17 protein-coding genes and 2 pseudogenes are annotated in these 18,092 nt (G+C 60.5%); 11 read left to right on the top strand and 8 right to left on the bottom strand.

The genetic code is table 11. The features are described 5' to 3' along the window. The 3 genes and pseudogenes from B7G53_RS20140 to B7G53_RS20130 all read left to right on the top strand — a co-directional run. Window positions 1–126, top strand: a pseudogene (locus B7G53_RS20140) (IS1595 family transposase); the annotation flags it as partial. Between the two features lie 191 nt (window positions 127–317). After that, entirely contained in the window at window positions 318–737 is a 420-nt protein-coding gene (locus tag B7G53_RS20135) for a response regulator (protein ID WP_096671041.1), read from the top strand. Between the two features lie 114 nt (window positions 738–851). After that, window positions 852–2,126, top strand: a complete 1,275-nt coding sequence (locus B7G53_RS20130; protein WP_441339006.1) for an MFS transporter — start codon at window positions 852–854, stop codon at window positions 2,124–2,126. Window positions 2,127–2,237: 111 nt separating this feature from the next. Here the strand turns inward: B7G53_RS20130 and B7G53_RS20125 are convergent, their stop codons facing one another. Both B7G53_RS20125 and B7G53_RS20120 read right to left on the bottom strand, forming a co-directional pair. After that, window positions 2,238–3,002 carry a class II aldolase/adducin family protein gene (locus tag B7G53_RS20125; RefSeq protein WP_096671039.1) on the bottom strand — a complete coding sequence of 255 codons (765 nt, stop codon included), beginning with the start codon at window positions 3,000–3,002 and terminating at the stop codon, window positions 2,238–2,240. Window positions 3,003–3,044: 42 nt separating this feature from the next. Further along, window positions 3,045–4,034: a Bug family tripartite tricarboxylate transporter substrate binding protein gene (locus B7G53_RS20120; protein WP_096671037.1), complete on the bottom strand. Its 990-nt coding sequence runs from the start codon at window positions 4,032–4,034 to the stop codon at window positions 3,045–3,047. A 281-nt stretch (window positions 4,035–4,315) separates the two neighbouring features. On the opposite strand from B7G53_RS20120, the gene B7G53_RS20115 reads away from it, so the two are divergent. Both B7G53_RS20115 and B7G53_RS20110 read left to right on the top strand, forming a co-directional pair. Then, the gene (locus B7G53_RS20115) at window positions 4,316–5,089 is read left to right on the top strand and encodes an SDR family oxidoreductase (protein ID WP_096671035.1); all 774 of its coding nucleotides are present in this window, start codon (window positions 4,316–4,318) and stop codon (window positions 5,087–5,089) included. Between the two features lie 209 nt (window positions 5,090–5,298). After that, window positions 5,299–6,192: a 3-hydroxyacyl-CoA dehydrogenase family protein gene (locus B7G53_RS20110; protein ID WP_441339007.1), complete on the top strand. Its 894-nt coding sequence runs from the start codon at window positions 5,299–5,301 to the stop codon at window positions 6,190–6,192. Window positions 6,193–6,279: 87 nt separating this feature from the next. Here B7G53_RS20110 and B7G53_RS20105 read toward each other — a convergent pair whose 3' ends face one another. Next, window positions 6,280–8,055 (bottom strand): IlvD/Edd family dehydratase, encoded by a 1,776-nt coding sequence (locus B7G53_RS20105; protein ID WP_096671033.1) that lies wholly within the window; start codon window positions 8,053–8,055, stop codon window positions 6,280–6,282. A 205-nt stretch (window positions 8,056–8,260) separates the two neighbouring features. Between B7G53_RS20105 and B7G53_RS20100 the strand changes: the two genes are divergently transcribed. Continuing rightward, window positions 8,261–9,211 carry a Bug family tripartite tricarboxylate transporter substrate binding protein gene (locus B7G53_RS20100; protein ID WP_096671053.1) on the top strand — a complete coding sequence of 317 codons (951 nt, stop codon included), beginning with the start codon at window positions 8,261–8,263 and terminating at the stop codon, window positions 9,209–9,211. A gap of 31 nt (window positions 9,212–9,242) precedes the next feature. Here B7G53_RS20100 and B7G53_RS20095 read toward each other — a convergent pair whose 3' ends face one another. Further along, window positions 9,243–9,863: a flavin reductase family protein gene (locus B7G53_RS20095; protein WP_096671031.1), complete on the bottom strand. Its 621-nt coding sequence runs from the start codon at window positions 9,861–9,863 to the stop codon at window positions 9,243–9,245. A gap of 521 nt (window positions 9,864–10,384) precedes the next feature. On the opposite strand from B7G53_RS20095, the gene B7G53_RS20090 reads away from it, so the two are divergent. Beyond that, a complete protein-coding gene (locus tag B7G53_RS20090) occupies window positions 10,385–12,178 on the top strand; it encodes an ATP-dependent nuclease (RefSeq protein WP_096671029.1) in 1,794 nt (597 codons plus the stop codon). Between the two features lie 62 nt (window positions 12,179–12,240). On the opposite strand, the gene B7G53_RS22640 is transcribed toward B7G53_RS20090, so the two are convergent. Then, a complete protein-coding gene (locus tag B7G53_RS22640; protein WP_141396412.1) occupies window positions 12,241–12,888 on the bottom strand; it encodes a hypothetical protein in 648 nt (215 codons plus the stop codon). Continuing rightward, the gene (locus tag B7G53_RS22635; RefSeq protein WP_141396411.1) at window positions 12,888–13,448 is read right to left on the bottom strand and encodes a hypothetical protein; all 561 of its coding nucleotides are present in this window, start codon (window positions 13,446–13,448) and stop codon (window positions 12,888–12,890) included. The genes B7G53_RS22640 and B7G53_RS22635 overlap by 1 nt, the downstream gene beginning before the upstream one ends. A gap of 295 nt (window positions 13,449–13,743) precedes the next feature. Here B7G53_RS22635 and B7G53_RS20080 point away from each other — a divergent pair. Continuing rightward, window positions 13,744–13,966, top strand: a pseudogene (locus tag B7G53_RS20080) (VOC family protein); the annotation flags it as partial. A gap of 191 nt (window positions 13,967–14,157) precedes the next feature. Next, window positions 14,158–14,766, top strand: coding sequence for a class I SAM-dependent methyltransferase (locus B7G53_RS20075; protein WP_096671025.1), 609 nt, complete (start codon window positions 14,158–14,160; stop codon window positions 14,764–14,766). A gap of 131 nt (window positions 14,767–14,897) precedes the next feature. Here B7G53_RS20075 and B7G53_RS20070 read toward each other — a convergent pair whose 3' ends face one another. Both B7G53_RS20070 and B7G53_RS20065 read right to left on the bottom strand, forming a co-directional pair. Next, window positions 14,898–15,554 carry a hypothetical protein gene (locus B7G53_RS20070; protein ID WP_096671023.1) on the bottom strand — a complete coding sequence of 219 codons (657 nt, stop codon included), beginning with the start codon at window positions 15,552–15,554 and terminating at the stop codon, window positions 14,898–14,900. A 24-nt stretch (window positions 15,555–15,578) separates the two neighbouring features. Beyond that, on the bottom strand, window positions 15,579–16,304 hold the full coding sequence (locus B7G53_RS20065) for a hypothetical protein (RefSeq protein ID WP_141396410.1): 726 nt from the start codon (window positions 16,302–16,304) through the stop codon (window positions 15,579–15,581). Between the two features lie 331 nt (window positions 16,305–16,635). Here B7G53_RS20065 and B7G53_RS20060 point away from each other — a divergent pair, with 331 nt between their 5' ends. Beyond that, complete coding sequence (locus tag B7G53_RS20060) at window positions 16,636–17,016, top strand: VOC family protein (protein ID WP_096671019.1); 381 nt, start codon at window positions 16,636–16,638, stop codon at window positions 17,014–17,016. 34 nt (window positions 17,017–17,050) lie between these two features. Beyond that, a complete protein-coding gene (locus B7G53_RS20055; RefSeq protein ID WP_096671017.1) occupies window positions 17,051–17,818 on the top strand; it encodes a tRNA-uridine aminocarboxypropyltransferase in 768 nt (255 codons plus the stop codon). Window positions 17,819–18,092 lie beyond the last annotated feature (274 nt).

Below are 18,092 nucleotides of genomic sequence, written 5' to 3'. Positions count from 1 at the left end.
CAGTTCAATGGCGTGCCCAGGCACACGTTCTACCTGCACTTGAAGGAAACCGAGTTCAGATTCAATCACCGTCACTCAAGCCTCTACAAAGCGCTGCTATCCTTGCTACGAAGCAACCCTCTTTAACGGACTTTGCTTCCTAAGCCCCTGTTTTTATAGCCATCTGCACCTGCTGGCAATGGGCAGAGCCATTTCTTGCCCTGCGCCGCAGGCTCTGGCCAACGCGTGGGACAGCACCTACAGGCCAAGGCGCCCCCGGCCCACAGACACATCCGCTGTCAGGACGTATGGTTACCGCTTCATTAAGAAGGGGAGCCATGCTGCTCAGCACTTTCCTGGTCGAAGACAAGCCCGAGATACGCGACACCGTGGTCGAAGCCATGGAAGAAGTGGCGCCGCTCAAGTTTGTCGGCCATGCCGCCAGCGAGGCTGCGGCCCGCCAATGGCTGCGCACCTTCAACGACGACTGGCAGCTGGCCATTGTTGACTTGTTCCTCTCCGAGGGTTCCGGCTTTGGCGTGTTGCGCGACTGCCAGAGCCGCAAGCCGAACCAGAAGGTGGTGGTGCTCACCAGTTATTGCCACCAGAACATCACCGACCGCTGCCTGCAACTGGGCGCCGACCGGGTGTTCGACAAATCCGCCGACATTGAAGAACTGGTGGCCTATTGCAAGGCCCATGCCGACAGCCTGGACGGCCTGGCGCTGCCGCCCAGCCAGACCGGCCTGATGCACTGAGCGGAAGCGCCTTCCGGTTTTTATCCCGCACCCGGTTGTCACGCCGGACCGATCCGGAAACCATGACCCTGCAGGTCGTGTCACGCCCCAGGCAGGTCGTGTAACCTCACCGGCATGACCGCCGCCGTACCACCACCGCACGCCGCACACGCGTCGCCCGCCTTGCCTGACCCGCGCGCCGTTCCCACGCGCGCCATCTGGGTCATGCTGTTTGCGCTGATCACCGCCTTTGCGCTGAGCCAGGCCTGCCGCACCGTGGGCGCCATCATGGCCACGCCGCTGCAGGCCGACTTTGGCCTGAGCGCCCAATCGCTGGGCCTGTTTGCCGGCGCCTTTCACTTTGCCTTTGGCTCCATGCAGCTGTTCATGGGCATAGGCATTGACCTGCACGGCGTGCGGCGCACCGTGCTCACCGCCTTTCCGGTGGCAATTGCCGGCGCGGCCGTGTCGGCGCTGTCCACCAGCTTCGGCATGCTGGTGGCCGGCCAGGTGCTGATCGGCATTGGTTGCGCGCCGGCCTTTCTGGTCTGCACGGTGTTCATCGCGCGGCACATGCCGGCGCACCGCTTTGCCGCCATCTCGGGCCTGGCCATGAGTGTGGGCGGCATCGGCCTGCTGCTGACCGGCACGCCGCTGGCCTGGCTGATCGAGGCCAGCTCCTGGCGCATGGGTTTCTGGGTGCTGGGCGGCTGGGGCGTGCTGGCCTGGGGGCTGATCTGGGCGCTGGTGCACGAACCGGCCCACCCCCTGGACGCGCTGAAAAAGAAAGAGTCGGTGGGCCAGGCCCTGGCCGGCTTTGGCGCGCTGTTCACGCTGCCGCACACCTGGGGCATTTTGCTGCTGGCCAGTGTGGGTTATGCGTCCTTCGTCTCGCTGCGCGGCCTGTGGCTGGGGCCGCTGCTGATCGAGCGCCATGGCTTTTCACTGGTGCAAAGCGGCAACGTGGCGCTGGTGATGTCGCTGGTGTCGCTGGCCGGCCCGCCGCTGTTCGGCCGGTTCGACCCCGGGCCGGCCACGCGGCGCCGCTGGATCACCGGCTTCACGCTGGGGGTGGCCGGCCTGTTTGCCGCGTTTTCCTTCACGCACAATGCGCTCATCGACGTGGCGGCGCCCATCGTCATCGGCATGTTGTCGGGTTACATGATTCTTCAATACGCCGACGTGCGCGCCGCCTACCCCGCGGCCATGACCGGCCGCGCCCTGTCGGTCTTCACCATGGCGATGTTTCTGGGCGTGGCCACCATGCAGTGGTTCACCGGCGTGGTGGCCTCGGTGGCCTCGGCCCATGGCGTGGAGCCGTTCACCGCCGTGCTGGCCAGCATTGCCGCGCTGCTGGCGCTCGGCGCGCTGGCGTTCACGGTGCTACCGGGGCCGCCGAAACACGGCTGAAGCAGCAAAAAATACTATTTTTATAGCAGCTTGCGTACGCAGTTAAAGGGCTGCAGCCTCTTCTGATATCAAACTCAGCGCGGCCACCCCGGCTGGCCAGGCCCGCCCCGCTCAGTGCTGGTAGCTGGTGTCCAGGCGGTCCAGCTTGCGCAGCAGCGCCGGCCAGACAAAGGGGCCGCCCATGCCGCCGCCGCGCACATATGTGGCGGCGCGGTCGTCGCCGCTGTAGATTTCCTCGGGGAAATGAATCAGCTCGCCACCGGCCTGTGCGCTGAGCTGGATCTGGCAGGTGCTTTCAAAGCGGTACATGTTCATGAAGGCGTCGGCAATCGTTTCGCCCACTGTCAGCAGGCCATGGTTGCGCAGCACCAGGTGCCGCGCGGTGCCCAGGTCTTTCTGCAGGCGCGGCTTCTCGTCGTCGCGGAAGGCCACGCCTTCGTAGTCGTGGTAGCCGAGCGAGGCCAGCACAAAGGCCGACTGCTGCGAGATCGGCAAGATGCCGCACTTCTGCGCGCTGACGGCCACGCCCGCGCGGGTGTGGGTGTGCAGCACACACTGCATGTCGTGCCGCGCCTCGTGCACCGCGCTGTGAATCACAAAGCCAGCCGGGTTCACCGGGTAGGGCGAGTCAATCACCTTGTTGCATGCCTGGTCCACCTTGACCAGCGACGATGCGGTGATCTCGTCAAACATCAGGCCGTAGGGGTTGATCAGGAAGTGGTGCTCCGGCCCCGGCACCCGCGCGCTGATGTGGGTAAAGACCAGGTCGCTCCAGCCGTAGAGCGCCACCAGCCGGTAGCAGGCGGCCAGGTCCACGCGCAGCTGCCATTCTTCGGCGCTGACGACTTCTTTGAGGGAGGCAATGTTCATGTTCATGGGGCGGGTTCAAAAAGTGGGTGAGGTGACGGTGAGCTGACTTTAATCGAGCTTGGCGCCGGAGTCCTTGACCACCTTGGCCCACTTGATGGTTTCGCTCTGGATGTGGCTGGCCAGCGCCTCCGGGCTGCCCGGGGCCAGGTCCAGGCCCAGCAGCGCGAGTTTTTCCTTCACATCGGGCATGGCCATCACCCGCAGGGTCTCCGCGTTGATGCGGGCCAGCACACCCTTGGGCAGACCGGCCGGCGCCATCAGCGCGAACCAGGACGAGGCTTCAAAGCCCGGCAGGCCGGCCTCGGCCATCGTGGGGATGTTCGGCGCGGCCGCCGAGCGGGTGGCGCTGGTCACGGCCAGGGCGCGCACATCGCCCGACTTGACCAGCGGCAGGGCCGAAGGCATGTTGTCGAAAATCATGGTGATGCGCCCGCCCAGCAGGTCGGGCACGGCCTGCGCGCGTCCCTTGTAGGGGATGTGCTGCATCTTGACCCCGGCCAGCGTGTTGAACAGCTCGCCCGAGAGGTGGATCGAGGTGCCGCTGCCCGAGGAACCAAAGGTCAGCGGCGTCTTGCCGGCCAGCGCGATCAGCTCCTTGACGTTTTTGGCCGGCACCGCGTTGTTGACCACCAGCAAATTGGGCGTGGCCGCCAGGAAGCTGATGGGCGTGAAGTCCTTGATGTGGTTGTACGGCATGCTGGCGTACAGCGCGGGGTTGATGGCGTGGGTGCCCACCGTGGCAATCAGCAGGGTGTTGCCGTCGCCGGCGCTTTTGGCCACAAAGTCAGAACCGATGTTGCCGCCCGCGCCGGGCTTGTTGTCCACCGTGAACACCTGCCCCAGCGATTGCCCCCATTTGTCGGCCAGTATGCGCGCCAGCGTGTCCGGCGCGCCGCCCGGCGGAAAGGTCACCACAATCTTGACGGGCATGGTCGGCCAGGCGCCGGTCTGGGCCTGGGCCGGGGGCAGCAGCAGGCTGAGCAGCAGGCCCAGGAGAGCGGCTATCCGCGGGAGTGACTTGAGTGACTGGCTTGGCATGGGCGAGGTCTCCTGTATTTGTCGTTAATATGTACACATACGGTGCGTCACGAAAACTCGGGCCATCGTAGCCCTTCATGCCAGGCCTGTAAATCCACCAACTGATTTTTCGCGCCCCGGCGTGCAGACGCTTTTGCGTTCCTGTCCAGAGTCAGCGCGGCTGAGCCTGCTGGCCGGATGTCCTGTGCGCAGCGCTCGGGCGCAAGAGGATGTGCAAAGGGTGGGGGCGCATGGACGGGCGAGCCGGCGCGCCGGTCATTCTTGGATTAGGAGACGGCAAGATGAACGTGAAAGAATTGTTCAAGCTGGATGGAAAAGTCGCACTGATCACCGGCGGTTCGCGCGGGCTGGGCCTGCAGATGGCGCAGGCTTTGGGTGAAATGGGTTGCCGGCTGGCGATCACGGCGCGCAAGGCCGAGGAGCTGGCCGAGGCGAAGACACATCTCGAAAAAATGAACATCGAGGTCCTGACCCTTGTCAATGACCTGTCAAAAACCGAGCAGATCCCCGCCATGGTCGACCAGGTGCTGCAACGCTTCGGCAGCATCGACATTCTCGTCAACAACGCCGGCGCCACCTGGAGCGCTCCCGCGGAAGACTACCCGGACGAGGCCTGGCACAAGGTGCTGGGCCTGAATGTGGACGCCCTCTTTTTCCTGTCGCGGGAAGTGGCGCGCCGCTGCATGATTCCGCGCAAAGCCGGCAAGATCATCAACATCGCCTCCGTCGCTGGCCTGCGCGGCAGTGCCACCAACGTCAGCACCATCGCCTATCACACCTCCAAAGGCGCCGCCGTCAATTTCACGCGCGCGCTGGCGTCCGAATGGGGCAAGTACAACATCAACGTGAACGCGATTTGCCCGGGGTTCTTTCCCTCCAGGATGTCCGCCGGGCTGCTGGAAAAGGTCGCGGAAACGGTGATTGCGCGCGCACCCCTGCACCGCATCGGCGGCGACGACGACCTCAAGGGCGTGGTGGTGTTTCTCGCGTCCGAAGCGTCGCGTCACATCACCGGTCAAAGCATCGCCGTGGATGGAGGCATCAGCGCGGTGTAATGCATGCCTTGAGCCCCTGCGGCCTGACCGGCACGCCTGTCCGCCGTGACCGTTTCGCCAGCCTGTTTTTTTTCTTTTTTACCTTGCCACTCATGACTACCCTCAACGCCAACAACAACAACAACAACAACGCCTTACCGCTTGCCGCCCCGTCCAACGGACTGCCCAAACCTTCCCGCGCATGCGCGCTGGTCGTCGGCGGCGGAACCATGGGCGCCGACGTTGCCCTGGTGCTGGCGCGCGCCGGCTGCCGCTGCATCGTCGTGGAACCCGGTGATGCCCGCCGGCAGGGGCTCGACGCCTATTTCACCAACGGACTGCTTGCCCTGGAAGCCGGCCACAGGCGCGAGCGGCTCTCCGCCTGCGCCTCGCTGGACGAGGTGGACTGGCCCTCGATCGACCTCGTCATCGAATGCATCCCCGAGAAACTCGCGCCCAAGCAGGCGCTGTTCGCCGAGCTGGTCCAGCGCGCCCGCCCGGATGCGCTGCTGTGCAGCAACAGCTCGAGCTTTCCGATCTCCGCCATTGCCGAAGGCCTGGCGACCGCGCAGCGCATGCTCGGCCTGCATTTTTTCATGCCGGCGCATCTCGTGCCGCTGGTGGAAGTCGTGCTCGGCAAGGAGTCGGCCGCCCCCCTGGCCGATGCCTTGTCGGCCTTCATGCGTGGCTGCGGCATGGTGCCAGTGCTGGTGCGCAAGGACCTGCCGGGGTTTCTCGCCAACCGGCTGCAGCACGCGCTGGCGCGCGAAGCGTTTGCCATGATCGATGCCGGCGTGGCCACGCCGGAAGATGTCGATGCGGCCGTGCGCTTTGGCTTTGGCTTCCGCTTTCTGGCGGCCGGCCCGGTGCTGCAACGCGACCATGCCGGGATCGACGTGCACTGCGCGGCCGCGGCAACGATGTACCCGTCGCTGGCCGCCACGACCGAGCCGGCCCGGGCCTTGTCCGAGCGCGTGGCCAGCGGCAGGCTGGGCATGAAAACCGGCGAAGGTTTTTTTCCGTGGACCCCGGAGGCCATTGCCGCCGAACGCAAGCGTTATGACGATCTGCTGAGGGCCGGCCTGCGCCTGCTGAAGGCGGAACTGCCGCAGATTGAAGACTGACGACTGAAGACCGAAGACTAAAGACGAGCGCCAGTCAAACAACTGCGGGGCATGACTCCTGCAGTTCCCCGGCGCTCACCCAGCGGCCTACTTGGCCCCGGGGATGGTCTGGCGAATGGTCGTTGCACGCAGGAAGTCGAAATCCACGCCCTGGTCGGCCTGGGTCACGGTCTGCAGGAAAAGCTTGTGGTAGCCGCGTTCGGCGCTCGGCCGCGTGACCGGGCAGGCCGCCGCGCGCGCGGCCAGCTCCTCGTCCGATACCAGCAGGCTCAGTTCGCGCCTGGCCACGCTGAGGCGGATGCGGTCACCGCTGCGCACATGCGCCAGCGGTCCGCCGATGGCGGCCTCGGGCGTGACGTGCAGCACGATGGTGCCGGCCGCGGTACCGCTCATGCGGCCATCGGAAATGCGCACCATGTCCTTGACGCCGGCGCGCGCCAGCTTCATGGGAATCGGCAGGTAGCCGGCTTCGGGCATGCCCGGCGCGCCGGTCGGGCCGATGTTTTTCAGCACCAGGATATCGTCCGCGGTGACGTCGAGGTCGGGCGCGTCAATGCGCAGCGCCATGTCGTGCGCGTTCTCGAACACCACCACGCGGCCCTCATGCTCCATCAGCGCCGGCGCCGCCGCCGACTGCTTGATGATGGCGCCGCCGGGCGCGAGGTTGCCCTGCAGCACCGCGATGCCGCCCTGCGGGTAGATCGGGTTGGAGAAAGGCCGCACCACGTCCTGCGCAAAGCCGGGGCCGGCGCGCTCAAGCTCTTCGCCCAGCGTTCTGCCGGTCACGGTCAGGGCATCGAGGTGCAGCAGCGGCTTGAGTTCGCGCAGCAGCGACGCCATGCCGCCGGCCTTGTGAAAATCCTCCATGTAATGCTGGCCCGAGGGCTTCAGGTCAACCAGCACCGGCGTTTCCCGGCTCATTTGATCGAGCGCCTTCAGGTCCACCTCAAAGCCGAGGCGGCCGGCAATCGCCGTCAGGTGAACAATGCCGTTGGTCGATCCGCCAATCGCCAGCAGCACGCGCATCGCGTTTTCAAACGCCTTGGCCGTCAGGATGCGGTCAATCGTCATGCCGGTTTTGGCCATCTGCACCGCCAGCGTGCCGGTTTCCTCGGCAATGCGGATCCGGTCGGCGGTCACGGCCGGGGCCGACGCGCCGCCCGGCACCATGATGCCCAGGGCTTCCGCAATGCATGCCATGGTGCTGGCGGTTCCCATGACCGAGCAGGTGCCCACGCTGGCCACCAGCTGGTTGTTGACCGCGCTAATTTCCTCGGCGTCGATTTCGTCCGCGCGGAACTTGCCCCAGTAGCGGCGGCAATCGGTGCAGGCGCCCACGCGTTCGGAGCGGTGCGAGCCGGTCAGCATGGAGCCGGTCACCAGCTGGATCGCGGGAATGCCCGCCGAGGCCGCGCCCATCAGCTGCGCCGGCACCGTCTTGTCGCAGCCGCCGATCAGCACCACCGCGTCCATTGGCTGCGCGCGAATCATTTCCTCGGTGTCCATCGACATGAGGTTGCGCAGGTACATGCTGGTGGGCTGCGAAAAGCTTTCATGCACCGAGATCGTCGGGAAATCCATCGGCAAGCCGCCGGCCAGCATGATGCCGCGCTTGACCGCCTCGATCAGTTGCGGCGCGTTGCCGTGGCACGGGTTGTAGGCGCTGCCGGTGTTGGCAATGCCGATCACCGGGCGCTCGAGCGCGCTGTCGGTATAACCCGCGCCCTTGATGAAGGCCTTGCGCAGAAACAGCGAGAAACCCTTGTCGCCGTAATTGGTCAAGCCCCGCGATATGCCGAATTCGGCATCCTCAGGCGTGGTGGAATGAGACGCAGCGCTGTTGGAAGAGGTAGGGGTGGTCATGTTGATTCAGTGGCCCGCGACAGGCAGTGCGGTAAAGTGATAGATCATAAGATGCAAGCGTCGACAGGCGAGCCTGATCAAAAATCTAAAAAATTCGCCGGCTTTTTTTCACGACGCACCGGTTTGAAACCACCAGGAGACACCCTTGAAATTGCGCCCTTTTCCTCTTGAAAAATCCCTTGCCCGGCGCGCCCTGCTGGCCGGCATGGCCGCCGCTGCCGTGCTTGGCATGACCGGCCCGGTCCTAGCCCAGGACTACCCGAACAAGGTGATCAAGCTGGTGGTGCCCTATCCGCCCGGCGGCGCAACCGACGTGATTGGACGGGTGATGGCGCAAAAGCTGTCGGTCGCCCTGGGGCAACAGGTCGTTGTCGACAACCGCGCCGGCGCGGCCGGCAGCATAGGCGCAGCGGCCGTGGCAGCCGCGCCGGCCGACGGCTACACCCTGCTCATGGGCGCCATGACCAGCCACTCGATCAGCGCGGCGCTGAACCCGAAGGTGGCCACCTTTGACATGGACAAGAGTTTCGCGCCCGTCGCGATCGTCGGCACCGTGCCGCTGGTGTTTGTGGTCAACCCGTCGATCAAGGCCAACACCCTGGCTGAATTCATTGCCCTGGCCAAATCCCGGTCCGCGCCGCTGAGCTTTGCGTCCGCCGGCAATGGCTCGCCGCAGCACCTGGCCGGCGAAATGTTCCAGCGCGCCGCCGGCGTGCAGATGCTGCACGTGCCCTACAAGGGAAGCGGCCCCGCCATGACCGACCTGATGGGCGGCCAGGTTGACAGCATGATCGAGACCGCGCCGGCCGCGCAAAGCCACATCAAGGCCGGCAAACTGCGCGCGATTGCCGCCGCGTCCGCCCAGCGCATCGCCACCCTGCCGGAAGTGCCGACTGCCACCGAAGCCGGCCTGAAAGGTTTTGAGGTCAGCTCGATGTTCGGCATTGCCGCGCCGGCCGGCACCCCTGCCGCCATCGTCACCAGGCTCAACGACGCGCTGAAATCCATCCTGACCCTGCCAGACGTGAAGGAATCACTGCTGGCCCAGGGCGTGATCGCGACCTACAGCACGCCGCAGGAAGCCACCGTGGCACTGCGCACCGAAAGCGCCAAGTGGACCAAGGTGATCCGGGACGGGAACATCAAACCGGATTAGGCGCTGTGCCGGTGCGTCCGAACGGTCAACGCTAGCGCGGCCGGTACATGCGGAACAACTGCTCGGGCCCCACGGTGAAGTAGTCGCCCGGCCCGCCGCCGCGCAGCACATGGCCGGCGTTGGCCGTGTCGTACACGCCATCTTTCAGCAGCGCCCTGGCAATGTGCACCGCCACCACCTCGCCCAGCACGAGCCAGGTGTCAATCTTACTGCCGTCCACCCCTTCAAGCTGCAGCACCTGCGTGCGCCGGCATTCAAACGAGACCGGGCTCTCGAGCACACGCGGCACCGCCACCACGCGCGAGGGCGCGGGCGTGAGGCCGGCCAGCTCGAACTCATTGACCTCGGGCGGCACCGCGGCGCAGGTCTGGTTCATTTGCTCGGCCAGCGCGCGCGTAGTGAGGTTCCACACAAACTCGCCGGTGGCCTCGATGTTGCGCACCGTGTCCTTGTAGCCAATGCTGGCGAAACCCACGATGGGCGGCACGTAGTTGAAGGCGTTGAAAAAGCTGTAAGGCGCCAGGTTCAGCGCCCCGGCCGCGTTGTGCGACGAGATCCAGCCAATCGGCCGCGGCCCGACGATGGCGTTGAACGGGTCATGCGGCAAGCCGTGGCCGTGGCGGGGTTCGTAGAAGTGGATGGCGTCTGGCAAGGGAGAGCCTGAAGGTTGGAAAGATGGGACGACGATACCTGAAGCCGCTCACCCCCCAATGCCTCGGGCGGCATCGGGGCATAGGTCTGGTTGAACCAGTGGGACTTGACGCGCATCGCAACCCCAGTCGGTAGATATCGCGTCAAGTCTCGGCTCACTCTGAATTTTGTGATTTATTTACCCTAGGGAATCTACGCAATTTCGCGGTGATGAAGTCCCCGGAATAACGTAGTCACTCTATCGCTGTTGTGTTTTGAAGGCCATGATGTATCAATTCGTACACTGAACCGGGCATTGTTGACGGTGTTGCCAATATTGAAAGAATGAAATGCTGGCTATAGCTAGTTAAAGATGCGCCGGCTTCGCCATGAACAACGCTCAATTTTTGTATGTTCGGCAATCGCTTGTAATCTTTTTTAATAGAGCTTCGACTTGAACAGCAATTAATGGTCGTCAAAATATCCGTCCTTGATCCCATAAATTTCGAATAGATAAACTTACTTATTGAGCAACCGGCAGTTATGGCTTCAACTCGCATTACCTCCGTTCACTTCAAACGATACAAAGCGTTTCATAGCTTCCAGATAAGCTTGCAAGACTTCAATGTTTTAGTTGGGCCAAACAACGCAGGAAAGTCGACAATTATTGGGGTTTTTAGAATACTAGCCGAAGGTCTCCGTCGAGCCCGCTCCCGTAACGCGGAACAAGTCCACGCCAATGGAATACGACGTTGGGGACACAGATTCAACATCGCAGATTTGCCAATATCGGCAGAGAATATTTTTCATGACTACGATGATTCTGAGCCTGCAGAAGTAACCTTTCGATTGTCAAATGGAAACAGGTTAATTCTGCATTTTCCTGAGCAAGGCGCATGTTTTCTCCTTCCAGACTCATACGGCGACAGAGCGAATACACCAACAACCTTCAAGCAGAAATTTGATGTGAGCGTCGGCTTCGTCCCGATTCTCGGCCCGGTAGAGCAGAACGAATTACTCTACCAAGAAGAGGCCGCTAGGCGAGCATTAATGACGAGTGGAGCATCGAGAAATTTTAGAAATATCTGGCATCACTATCCCGATCAATTTGATCAGTTTAGAGCGCTCATTCAGAGCACCTGGCCCGGCATGGATATTGAGAAGCCTGAAATCCAGCCCGGCAATACTCCGCAATCCAGGGTGTTAAAGATGTTCTGCCCAGAAGAAAGATTTCCTCGAGAAATATGCTGGGCAGGATACGGCTTCCAAGTATGGTGTCAAATGCTCACGCACATAGTGAAGTCGTCCGGCGCAGGACTCCTCGTCATTGATGAGCCAGACATATACCTTCATGCGGATCTCCAACGACAGCTAGTCGCACTCTTGCGAGATCTCGGGCCGGATATCTTGATCGCGACGCATTCAACCGAGATTATTTCTGAGACTGACCCGGGTAGCCTGTTAACAATCAATAAGAAGCGAAAATCCGCGTCTAGAGTCAAGGATGCTAGCCAAATAAAGCGTGTCTTTTCTGTGCTCGGATCCAATCTCAATCCAACGCTGACTCAAATTGCAAAAACTCGACGCATCATTTTTGTTGAGGGTCTAGATTTCGATGTATTAGCTCGTTTTGCGAGAACCATGGGGTTTGATAGATTGGCAAATCGAACTGACTTTGCGTTAGTTAAGTTAGATGGATTCAACCCCAGAAGAATGGAGGACCTGGCCAAGGGTATCGAGTTAACTATTGGTTCTAAAATGGCTAGAGCTGTTGTATTGGATCGAGACTATCGATCGAAAGACGAAGTTAAACAAGTAGAAGCAGAGCTAAAAAAGCACGCCGCATTTCTATATGTCCACAAATGCAAAGAAATTGAAAACTACTTATTAAATGTCAGTGTACTGACAAGAGCGGTGAAGTCTAGGCTCGCTGAACGTGCTCGCCGTATCGGCACTGATCTACTCGAATGTCCCGACATTGCAGGTTTTCTTGATGACATCGCGTCAGAGGTCAAGAGCAGCGTGCTATCGCAAGTTTTAGCGCGCAATCTAGACATCGCCAAGAAAATTCAGCCGAATCTAGATCCCGCAACAATTAATAAAAAGGCTATCGAAGAATTCGAGATTGCATGGAATATCCCGCAGGCTAGATTGGCGCTTCTTCCTGGGAAAGAGATGTTAGCCAGATTGAACACAAAGATTCAAGAGCTGGTGCAAGTTTCAGTTAGCGACGTACAAGTAGCTTCTATGTTTGGGGTCCATGAAATTCCGACAGATCTTAGAGAGCTAATCGAAGCGCTTGAACAATTCAGAAGCATTTCTGTCGATGAGGACTAGAGCACGGCTTCATCGGCTGAAAACGTTACATGGTCTATGTCTATTGCTAAGTCGATGACGGCCTATATTTCTTCGATGTCATTGCTCATGAGTTCTATTACACCGCCGCCGTGTTTGCGTGTGTAGACTTTAAATTTCAGCCTGGTTGCAAGGGGCCCCAAATCGTCCTGAACTTTCGCGACCGCGTGCTCGAGTCGACGCTTTGGTGTCGCGGGTCTGAGGTTGCCACGCCCTGGAGTTGGAAAGAGAAGGTGACGAAAAAAGTAAAGGTCAAGAATGCCGGAGTCTGTCCAATTGACCGATGCGTCGTATCCAGCCACCCAAGACAATCTATCGCAATTTTTAAGGAGTACCTCTGCGTTCCGGGCGGTCACAAAGTTGCAAGCGCCGAAATAGATTCCTCGTTTTGTGCCCGGAGGCTGTTTGCAGATTGCGTTCTTAATCACCGTGACAGATATGCCGTTTTCATGAAATCCATGAATTTTTCTGCTATCTCCATGTGCGCCAATGTAAATTGTTGACGCCCGATGATTTTGAAATGCGTATTTGACTGCCGATCGAAATGCCTGTTCATTTGTAAATTGCTCGTGGTGGCAAGTTTCCAGAGGATTTCTCGTCCACACGGAGAAAAGCGGAACAAAGAGGTCTCTCGTTGAAACGTGTCTGTTTGCAAACCACTTCCCCTCCAACAGGGTAAGAATTGGCTTCATTAGATCCCCATCTCTTCGAAATTTATAGGCTTTCCATCTGCCGCTTGCCTCAAGAATTCCCTTGCCTCTTCGGCAAATCCAAAGAACAACCCCCAATAACGCGCCTCCCACGCCATCCCAGTTCTAAAGTTCTTTCCACCGAATGCTGCTTCCGCATAGTACCCAAATAGATAAAGCGCAACATTTTTTTTGATGTATCCGGCCTTAATTAGCAAGCAGAGCTCTTCAATAAAGGTTAGGTACTTCCGCTTTGGGTCCCACATGCTTGGATCGGCCAGCGCAGATGAATCTCCATCAATTAAACGAAGCACCTTTGATAAGACAGGATCATCGAAAAGTCTGCGATGCTGAGCTAAAGTGAACTCTGTCCTTTTCAGTCGAAGTTCGGCCTCTCGTTGCTCACGATTCTTTCTTATCTCCGTAAAGGTCTTCCAAAGGGCGACCCCTGCGGTCACTACCGCCACTGCGGTTCCTGCAATTGCTGAAAAGTCTTTCCAATCGGCCATCGACCTGCATATGGCACTTAAAGGCAAACAAAATTGATCTAATTGAGTTGGCATAACTTTCCTTGATGTCATGAATTGCACCGCCTGCATGTGTTTGCATTTGGGCAACTAGGAATTACTTGGTGGATAAGGCTTTGTCGATTTGCCGTGAGATGGTGGCACAGTTAATCCCTATTCACATCCTCAATTCAGATGAGATTTTTTCGACCGCCACTGCTGCTCATCATCCATATCGTCTACCGACTAAGCTCCCAGCGCAAACCGACAGCGGCCTCGCTTCAGTGACCAACCATCCATTACCATCCCCCGATCCCTTTGGCCCATCCCCGGGCGGCCCACGGAGGAAGCAATGTTCCGTCATGTGGTTCTTGGTGTGAATGACCTTGAGGCCTCGAAGAAGTTTTATGACGCACTGGTCGACACGTTAAGCATCGCCCCGGGCACGGCGAACAAGAACCGCTATTTCCATCGCAGCCCAACGGGTAGCGTCGCGATCACCACGCCTCTCGAAGGCGAGCCGGCTTGCCACGGCAATGAGCACCATCGGCTTCACGGCTGCGCCGCCTGAACAGTGACGTCAGCGTGAGGGCCTCACCATCCCAAGCCGCACCCACGAACCCGCCATTTCTTCCCCCTGCGCCATACTCCATGGCATGCACCTGGGGCCTTGCCTCATGTTCCCTGAAACATTGCCGTACGCCTCGTGCGCTGTTGCCGTCGCGCAGCATGCTGACGGACTGCAGAAGAAAGAAGAGCGAAGCGCATGAAATCTGCAAGTGATCAATGGTTCGATGAAGCGTACTACCAGCGCTATTACTTTGACGAGAAGACCGGCGTGGTGGACCCGGCGCATGTCGAGCGCCTGGGCACCTTTGTGTGCAGCTACCTCAAGTACCTGCGCGTGCCCGTGAAGCGGGTGCTGGACATGGGCTGCGGCATTGGCGTGTGGCGCGAGATTGTGGCCAAGCACTTTCCTGATGCGAGTTACCAGGGCGTGGAGTACAGCGCGTACCTGTGCGAACGGTTTGGCTGGGAGCGTGGGTCGGTGGTGGACTACGCTTCTGCCGAGCCGTTCGACCTGGTGATCTGCCAGGCCGTGCTGCCCTACCTGAGCGCGCCCGACCTGAAGCGGGCCCTGCACAACCTGGGCCGCTTGTGCCGGGGCGCGCTGTATGTGGAGGCCGCCACGCGCGAAGACTACGAGCGCGACGTCATCGACGACGAACTGGCCGACCCACGCCTGCATCGCCACCCGGCGCAGCTGTACCGGCGCGGCCTGCGCGAGGGCCTGACCGAAATTGGCGGCGGCGTGTGGCTGAGCCGCCAGCTCGATGTGCCGCTGTTTGAACTTGAATGCGTGGACAGCCGCTGAGCACGGCTGAGAGCCGTCCAGCTTCCCCAATGGCAACAAGCGCTGCGCCTTGCACCGGCCGGGCGCTTGACCCGGCGGCCGGCTGACCCCGGCGAGCGCAGGGGCGCCGTGACGCCGCGCGCACTCGCAGCTTATGGTTTCGCGGGTTGCAGGCCCTTGGCTTCAACCTGAAGCACGCCGCTGCTGGTGGCCCTCAGCGTGAAGGCGTTGTCGATGCCGCCAATGAAGAAGCCCGTGCCGACAAACACGACATCGGTCCTGGACACGGTGACCTGTGCAGGCTCGAGGTTCAAGGCCCCGTAAATCAGCAGGTAGCGTTCGTTCTGGTTGGAGGGGTTGATGAAGATCGTCTTCTCATACCCATGGCCGCGCTTCTTCATGCCGGTGTGGGGGTACACCCTGAGGGGCGAAAAGTCCGCATCCAGCGTTTCAATGCGCATGGCGACGTGCGTGAGTTCGTTGGCGTTACCCGCGCCGCCAGCCTGGGGAAGGCTGGCGATGCTGACGGTATATGTCTTCGTGTAGGCCGGAAGCTCCAGCAACAACAACGCCTGTGCGCCTTGTCCAAAGTCATGAGCAGGGGATTTTTCGTCCAGCCTCAACTCGGTTTTTTCAAGCGGAAGGGGCACCCTGGCCAGCGTCTTCAATTGCTGGCAACAGGGCGCCGTGCCTTGCGCGGCGGGGGCCGCGTTCTGGGTGGCAAGCGGCGCAGGGTCTTGCGCGTTGCCCACCAGATGAACAGCGGCCAGGCAACCTGCCGCCGCCAGACGGATGAAGAGATGGCGCATGTGTTGAGGCGTCAGTGGGCGAACTTACTTTTTCAGGTCAGCCACGATCTGCTTGACCAGAATGTCGACACTGGCCGTCAGGCAGGATCTGGTTTTTTCGATGTCGGCCACCAGTTTGTCGATGTCACTGAATTTGCAGTCGGCTGCGGCTTCAATATGCACGACATCCTTGTCGCCGGCGTTGTAACCGTAGTGGTAGACCTCTCTGTACAAAAGAGCCTTGGATTTGCTGTCATTGAGCTCTGCGGTCATGACCACAAAAGGAAAGTACGCGGTCGATGCGCCTGCTGCAAGATACGCCGCCTCGATGTTCAACTGCAGAAACGCGTCCTGCCCTGTCGTCACGCGCTCGGTTTCTTTCACGGCCGCTGGATTGACGCCGCGTTTTAACGGCACGGCGACGACTTCATACCCGAGCTGCCGCAGGCCCGGCAGGGCTTTTGCATAGAAGTCGGAGTTGATTTTTGTTTTCCTGGGGTCCAGGAGGTCGTTGAGTTTTTTGGTTTTGTTGGCGGTATCGGCGGCCATGATGGCTGCACCGATCAACCCGAAACTCATGCCCGGGTGATTGACGACGCGGGCAGGATACTCGTCCTGGTCATCCCACTGCTGAACGGCAATTTTCCTGATTCCAGAAGAGGCTTCACTGTTAAAAGCCTGCTTCTCGAATCTGGTGGCGCAGCCAGTGAGCAGCAGCGCGCCGAACAAGACGGCCAGGCACGCACAGCGGTTTATCAACGAGTTTGTCATAAGGTCCCCCCAAAGAATAGTTATACGATTTGTGACCTGAGCAGTTTAGGCGTGTAAAGGACACACCGGCCCTGGCATCGAGCGCCGACGAACACTCGTTGACGCAAATGTCTTTGTTGCACAACACCTCCGTGCCCCTTGTCTACTTGTCCCACTTCATGGCCGATGCCTTCTATACATTCCGGCATCGCAGCATGCTGCACCTGCACACGCCAGGCCTTGGAAGTTGATGCGCAAACCTGCAGAAGAACTTTTTGCCTAACGGTGGCCCATCCATTACCATCGCCCGATACCTTTCGCCTACATCAGGCACCTCACGGAGACAACATCAATGTTCAGTCATGTCATGGTCGGCGTCAGCGACCTCGAAGCCTCGAAGAAGTTTTATGACGCGGTGCTCGGCACCCTGGGCATCGCGCCCGGCGTCGCCAACAAGAACCGCTATTTCTACCGCAGCCCCGGTGGCACCTTCGGCATCACCACGCCCATCAATGGCGAGCCGGCCTGCCATGGCAACGGCAGCACCATTGGTTTCAAGCTGGAGTCTGCGGAACAGGGCGACGCCTTCCATGCGGCCGGCGTTGCGAACGGCGGCACCACCTGTGAAGACCCACCGGGCGTGCGCGAAACCCACCCGGGCAAGCCTTACCTGGCCTACCTGCGCGACCCGGACGGCAACAAGCTGTGCGTGATTCACCGGCCTGCTGCCTGATCCGTCAAGCTGGGGCAGGCCGAGCTGCCGCTGAATGAATCCCGTGCCCCCAGCGCCTCACGCCCTTCCTCATGCGGTCAGCCTTCTGCGCGCCGCCCGCCTGGCGCGCAGCTCCAAACCTTTTCTGGCGCGCGGTGGCCCGCGCGGGGAGCGCTGCGTCGGTTGCCGGCTGGTTCCCAGCCACTGCCTGTGCGCCTTGCGCCCGGCCGTGGCTGTGCGGGCGGGAGTGTGCCTGGTCATGGCCGACATCGAGCCACTCAAGCCCAGCAACACCGGCTGGCTGATTGCCGATGTGGTGGCCGACACCTTTGCCTTTGGCTGGGCGCGCACCGAGGTCGACCCCGGGCTGCTGGCGCTGCTGACCGATCCGCAGTGGCAGCCGTATCTGGTGTTTCCGGGGGAGTTTGTGGCGCAGGAGCGGGTGGTGACGGCACTGTTGCCCGCCGAAGCGTTGGACGGCACGCCGGCGAAGCGACCGCTGTTTGTGCTGCTGGACGCGACCTGGCCCGAGGCGCGCAAGATGTTTCGCAAAAGCCCTTACCTGGACAAGCTGCCGGTGCTGAGCCTGCAGAGCGAGCAGCTGTCACGCTACCGCCTGCGCCGCTCGCAGCGCGACGCGCACTTCTGCACCTCGGAGGTCGGCGCGCTGTGCCTGGAGCTGGCCGGTGACACCCAGGCGGCGCAGACGCTGGAGGCTTACCTGGACGTGTTCACCAACCACTACCTGCGCGCCAAACAGCAGTTGCCGGTGGATGCGGGCGACGCGGCACACCTGCGGCTGCAGGCCTTGGCGAGCCTGTAGCGCTCTTTTTTTGATAGCTGCTTGCGTCCGCGTCAAAAGAGCTGGAGCCCGATTTGGCCTCAAACTTCCGCATGGCTAACTGGTGACAAGTAGAGAGTAAAAATACCTTCGGCCGCAGGCATTCATGAGGCCTCAAATTGGATTTATCAATAAAAATCCTGCATACGCAGGATTTTTAGCACGGCAACAGCAGAAAAGACAAAAATTCCTTCGGCTGCAGGAATTACGTTGACAACAGCTCCTTTTTCTTCTTAAATTCCTTTGCTCACAGGAA

It is taken from the genome of Polaromonas sp. AET17H-212, from assembly GCF_002379085.1.
Lineage (GTDB): Bacteria > Pseudomonadota > Gammaproteobacteria > Burkholderiales > Burkholderiaceae_C > Polaromonas.
Note: the sequence above shows the minus strand (reverse complement) of the source record. Positions and strands in the feature narration are given on the sequence as shown.

Bases quoted from the DNA above. Each gene is read 5' to 3' on its own strand.
- B7G53_RS22635 (WP_141396411.1), bottom strand. From the start codon at position 13,448: ATGCCAACTCAATTAGATCAATTTTGTTTGCCTTTAAGTGCCATATGC.
- B7G53_RS20090 (WP_096671029.1), top strand. From the start codon at position 10,385: ATGGCTTCAACTCGCATTACCTCCGTTCACTTCAAACGATACAAAGCG.
- B7G53_RS20125 (WP_096671039.1), bottom strand. From the start codon at position 3,002: ATGAACATGAACATTGCCTCCCTCAAAGAAGTCGTCAGCGCCGAAGAA.
- B7G53_RS20070 (WP_096671023.1), bottom strand. From the start codon at position 15,554: ATGCGCCATCTCTTCATCCGTCTGGCGGCGGCAGGTTGCCTGGCCGCT.
- B7G53_RS20130 (WP_441339006.1), top strand. From the start codon at position 852: ATGACCGCCGCCGTACCACCACCGCACGCCGCACACGCGTCGCCCGCC.
- B7G53_RS20075 (WP_096671025.1), top strand. From the start codon at position 14,158: ATGAAATCTGCAAGTGATCAATGGTTCGATGAAGCGTACTACCAGCGC.
- B7G53_RS20105 (WP_096671033.1), bottom strand. From the start codon at position 8,055: ATGACCACCCCTACCTCTTCCAACAGCGCTGCGTCTCATTCCACCACG.
- B7G53_RS22640 (WP_141396412.1), bottom strand. From the start codon at position 12,888: ATGAAGCCAATTCTTACCCTGTTGGAGGGGAAGTGGTTTGCAAACAGA.
- B7G53_RS20135 (WP_096671041.1), top strand. From the start codon at position 318: ATGCTGCTCAGCACTTTCCTGGTCGAAGACAAGCCCGAGATACGCGAC.
- B7G53_RS20120 (WP_096671037.1), bottom strand. From the start codon at position 4,034: ATGCCAAGCCAGTCACTCAAGTCACTCCCGCGGATAGCCGCTCTCCTG.
- B7G53_RS20055 (WP_096671017.1), top strand. From the start codon at position 17,051: ATGAATCCCGTGCCCCCAGCGCCTCACGCCCTTCCTCATGCGGTCAGC.
- B7G53_RS20110 (WP_441339007.1), top strand. From the start codon at position 5,299: ATGGGCGCCGACGTTGCCCTGGTGCTGGCGCGCGCCGGCTGCCGCTGC.
- B7G53_RS20060 (WP_096671019.1), top strand. From the start codon at position 16,636: ATGTTCAGTCATGTCATGGTCGGCGTCAGCGACCTCGAAGCCTCGAAG.
- B7G53_RS20065 (WP_141396410.1), bottom strand. From the start codon at position 16,304: ATGACAAACTCGTTGATAAACCGCTGTGCGTGCCTGGCCGTCTTGTTC.
- B7G53_RS20115 (WP_096671035.1), top strand. From the start codon at position 4,316: ATGAACGTGAAAGAATTGTTCAAGCTGGATGGAAAAGTCGCACTGATC.
- B7G53_RS20100 (WP_096671053.1), top strand. From the start codon at position 8,261: ATGGCCGCCGCTGCCGTGCTTGGCATGACCGGCCCGGTCCTAGCCCAG.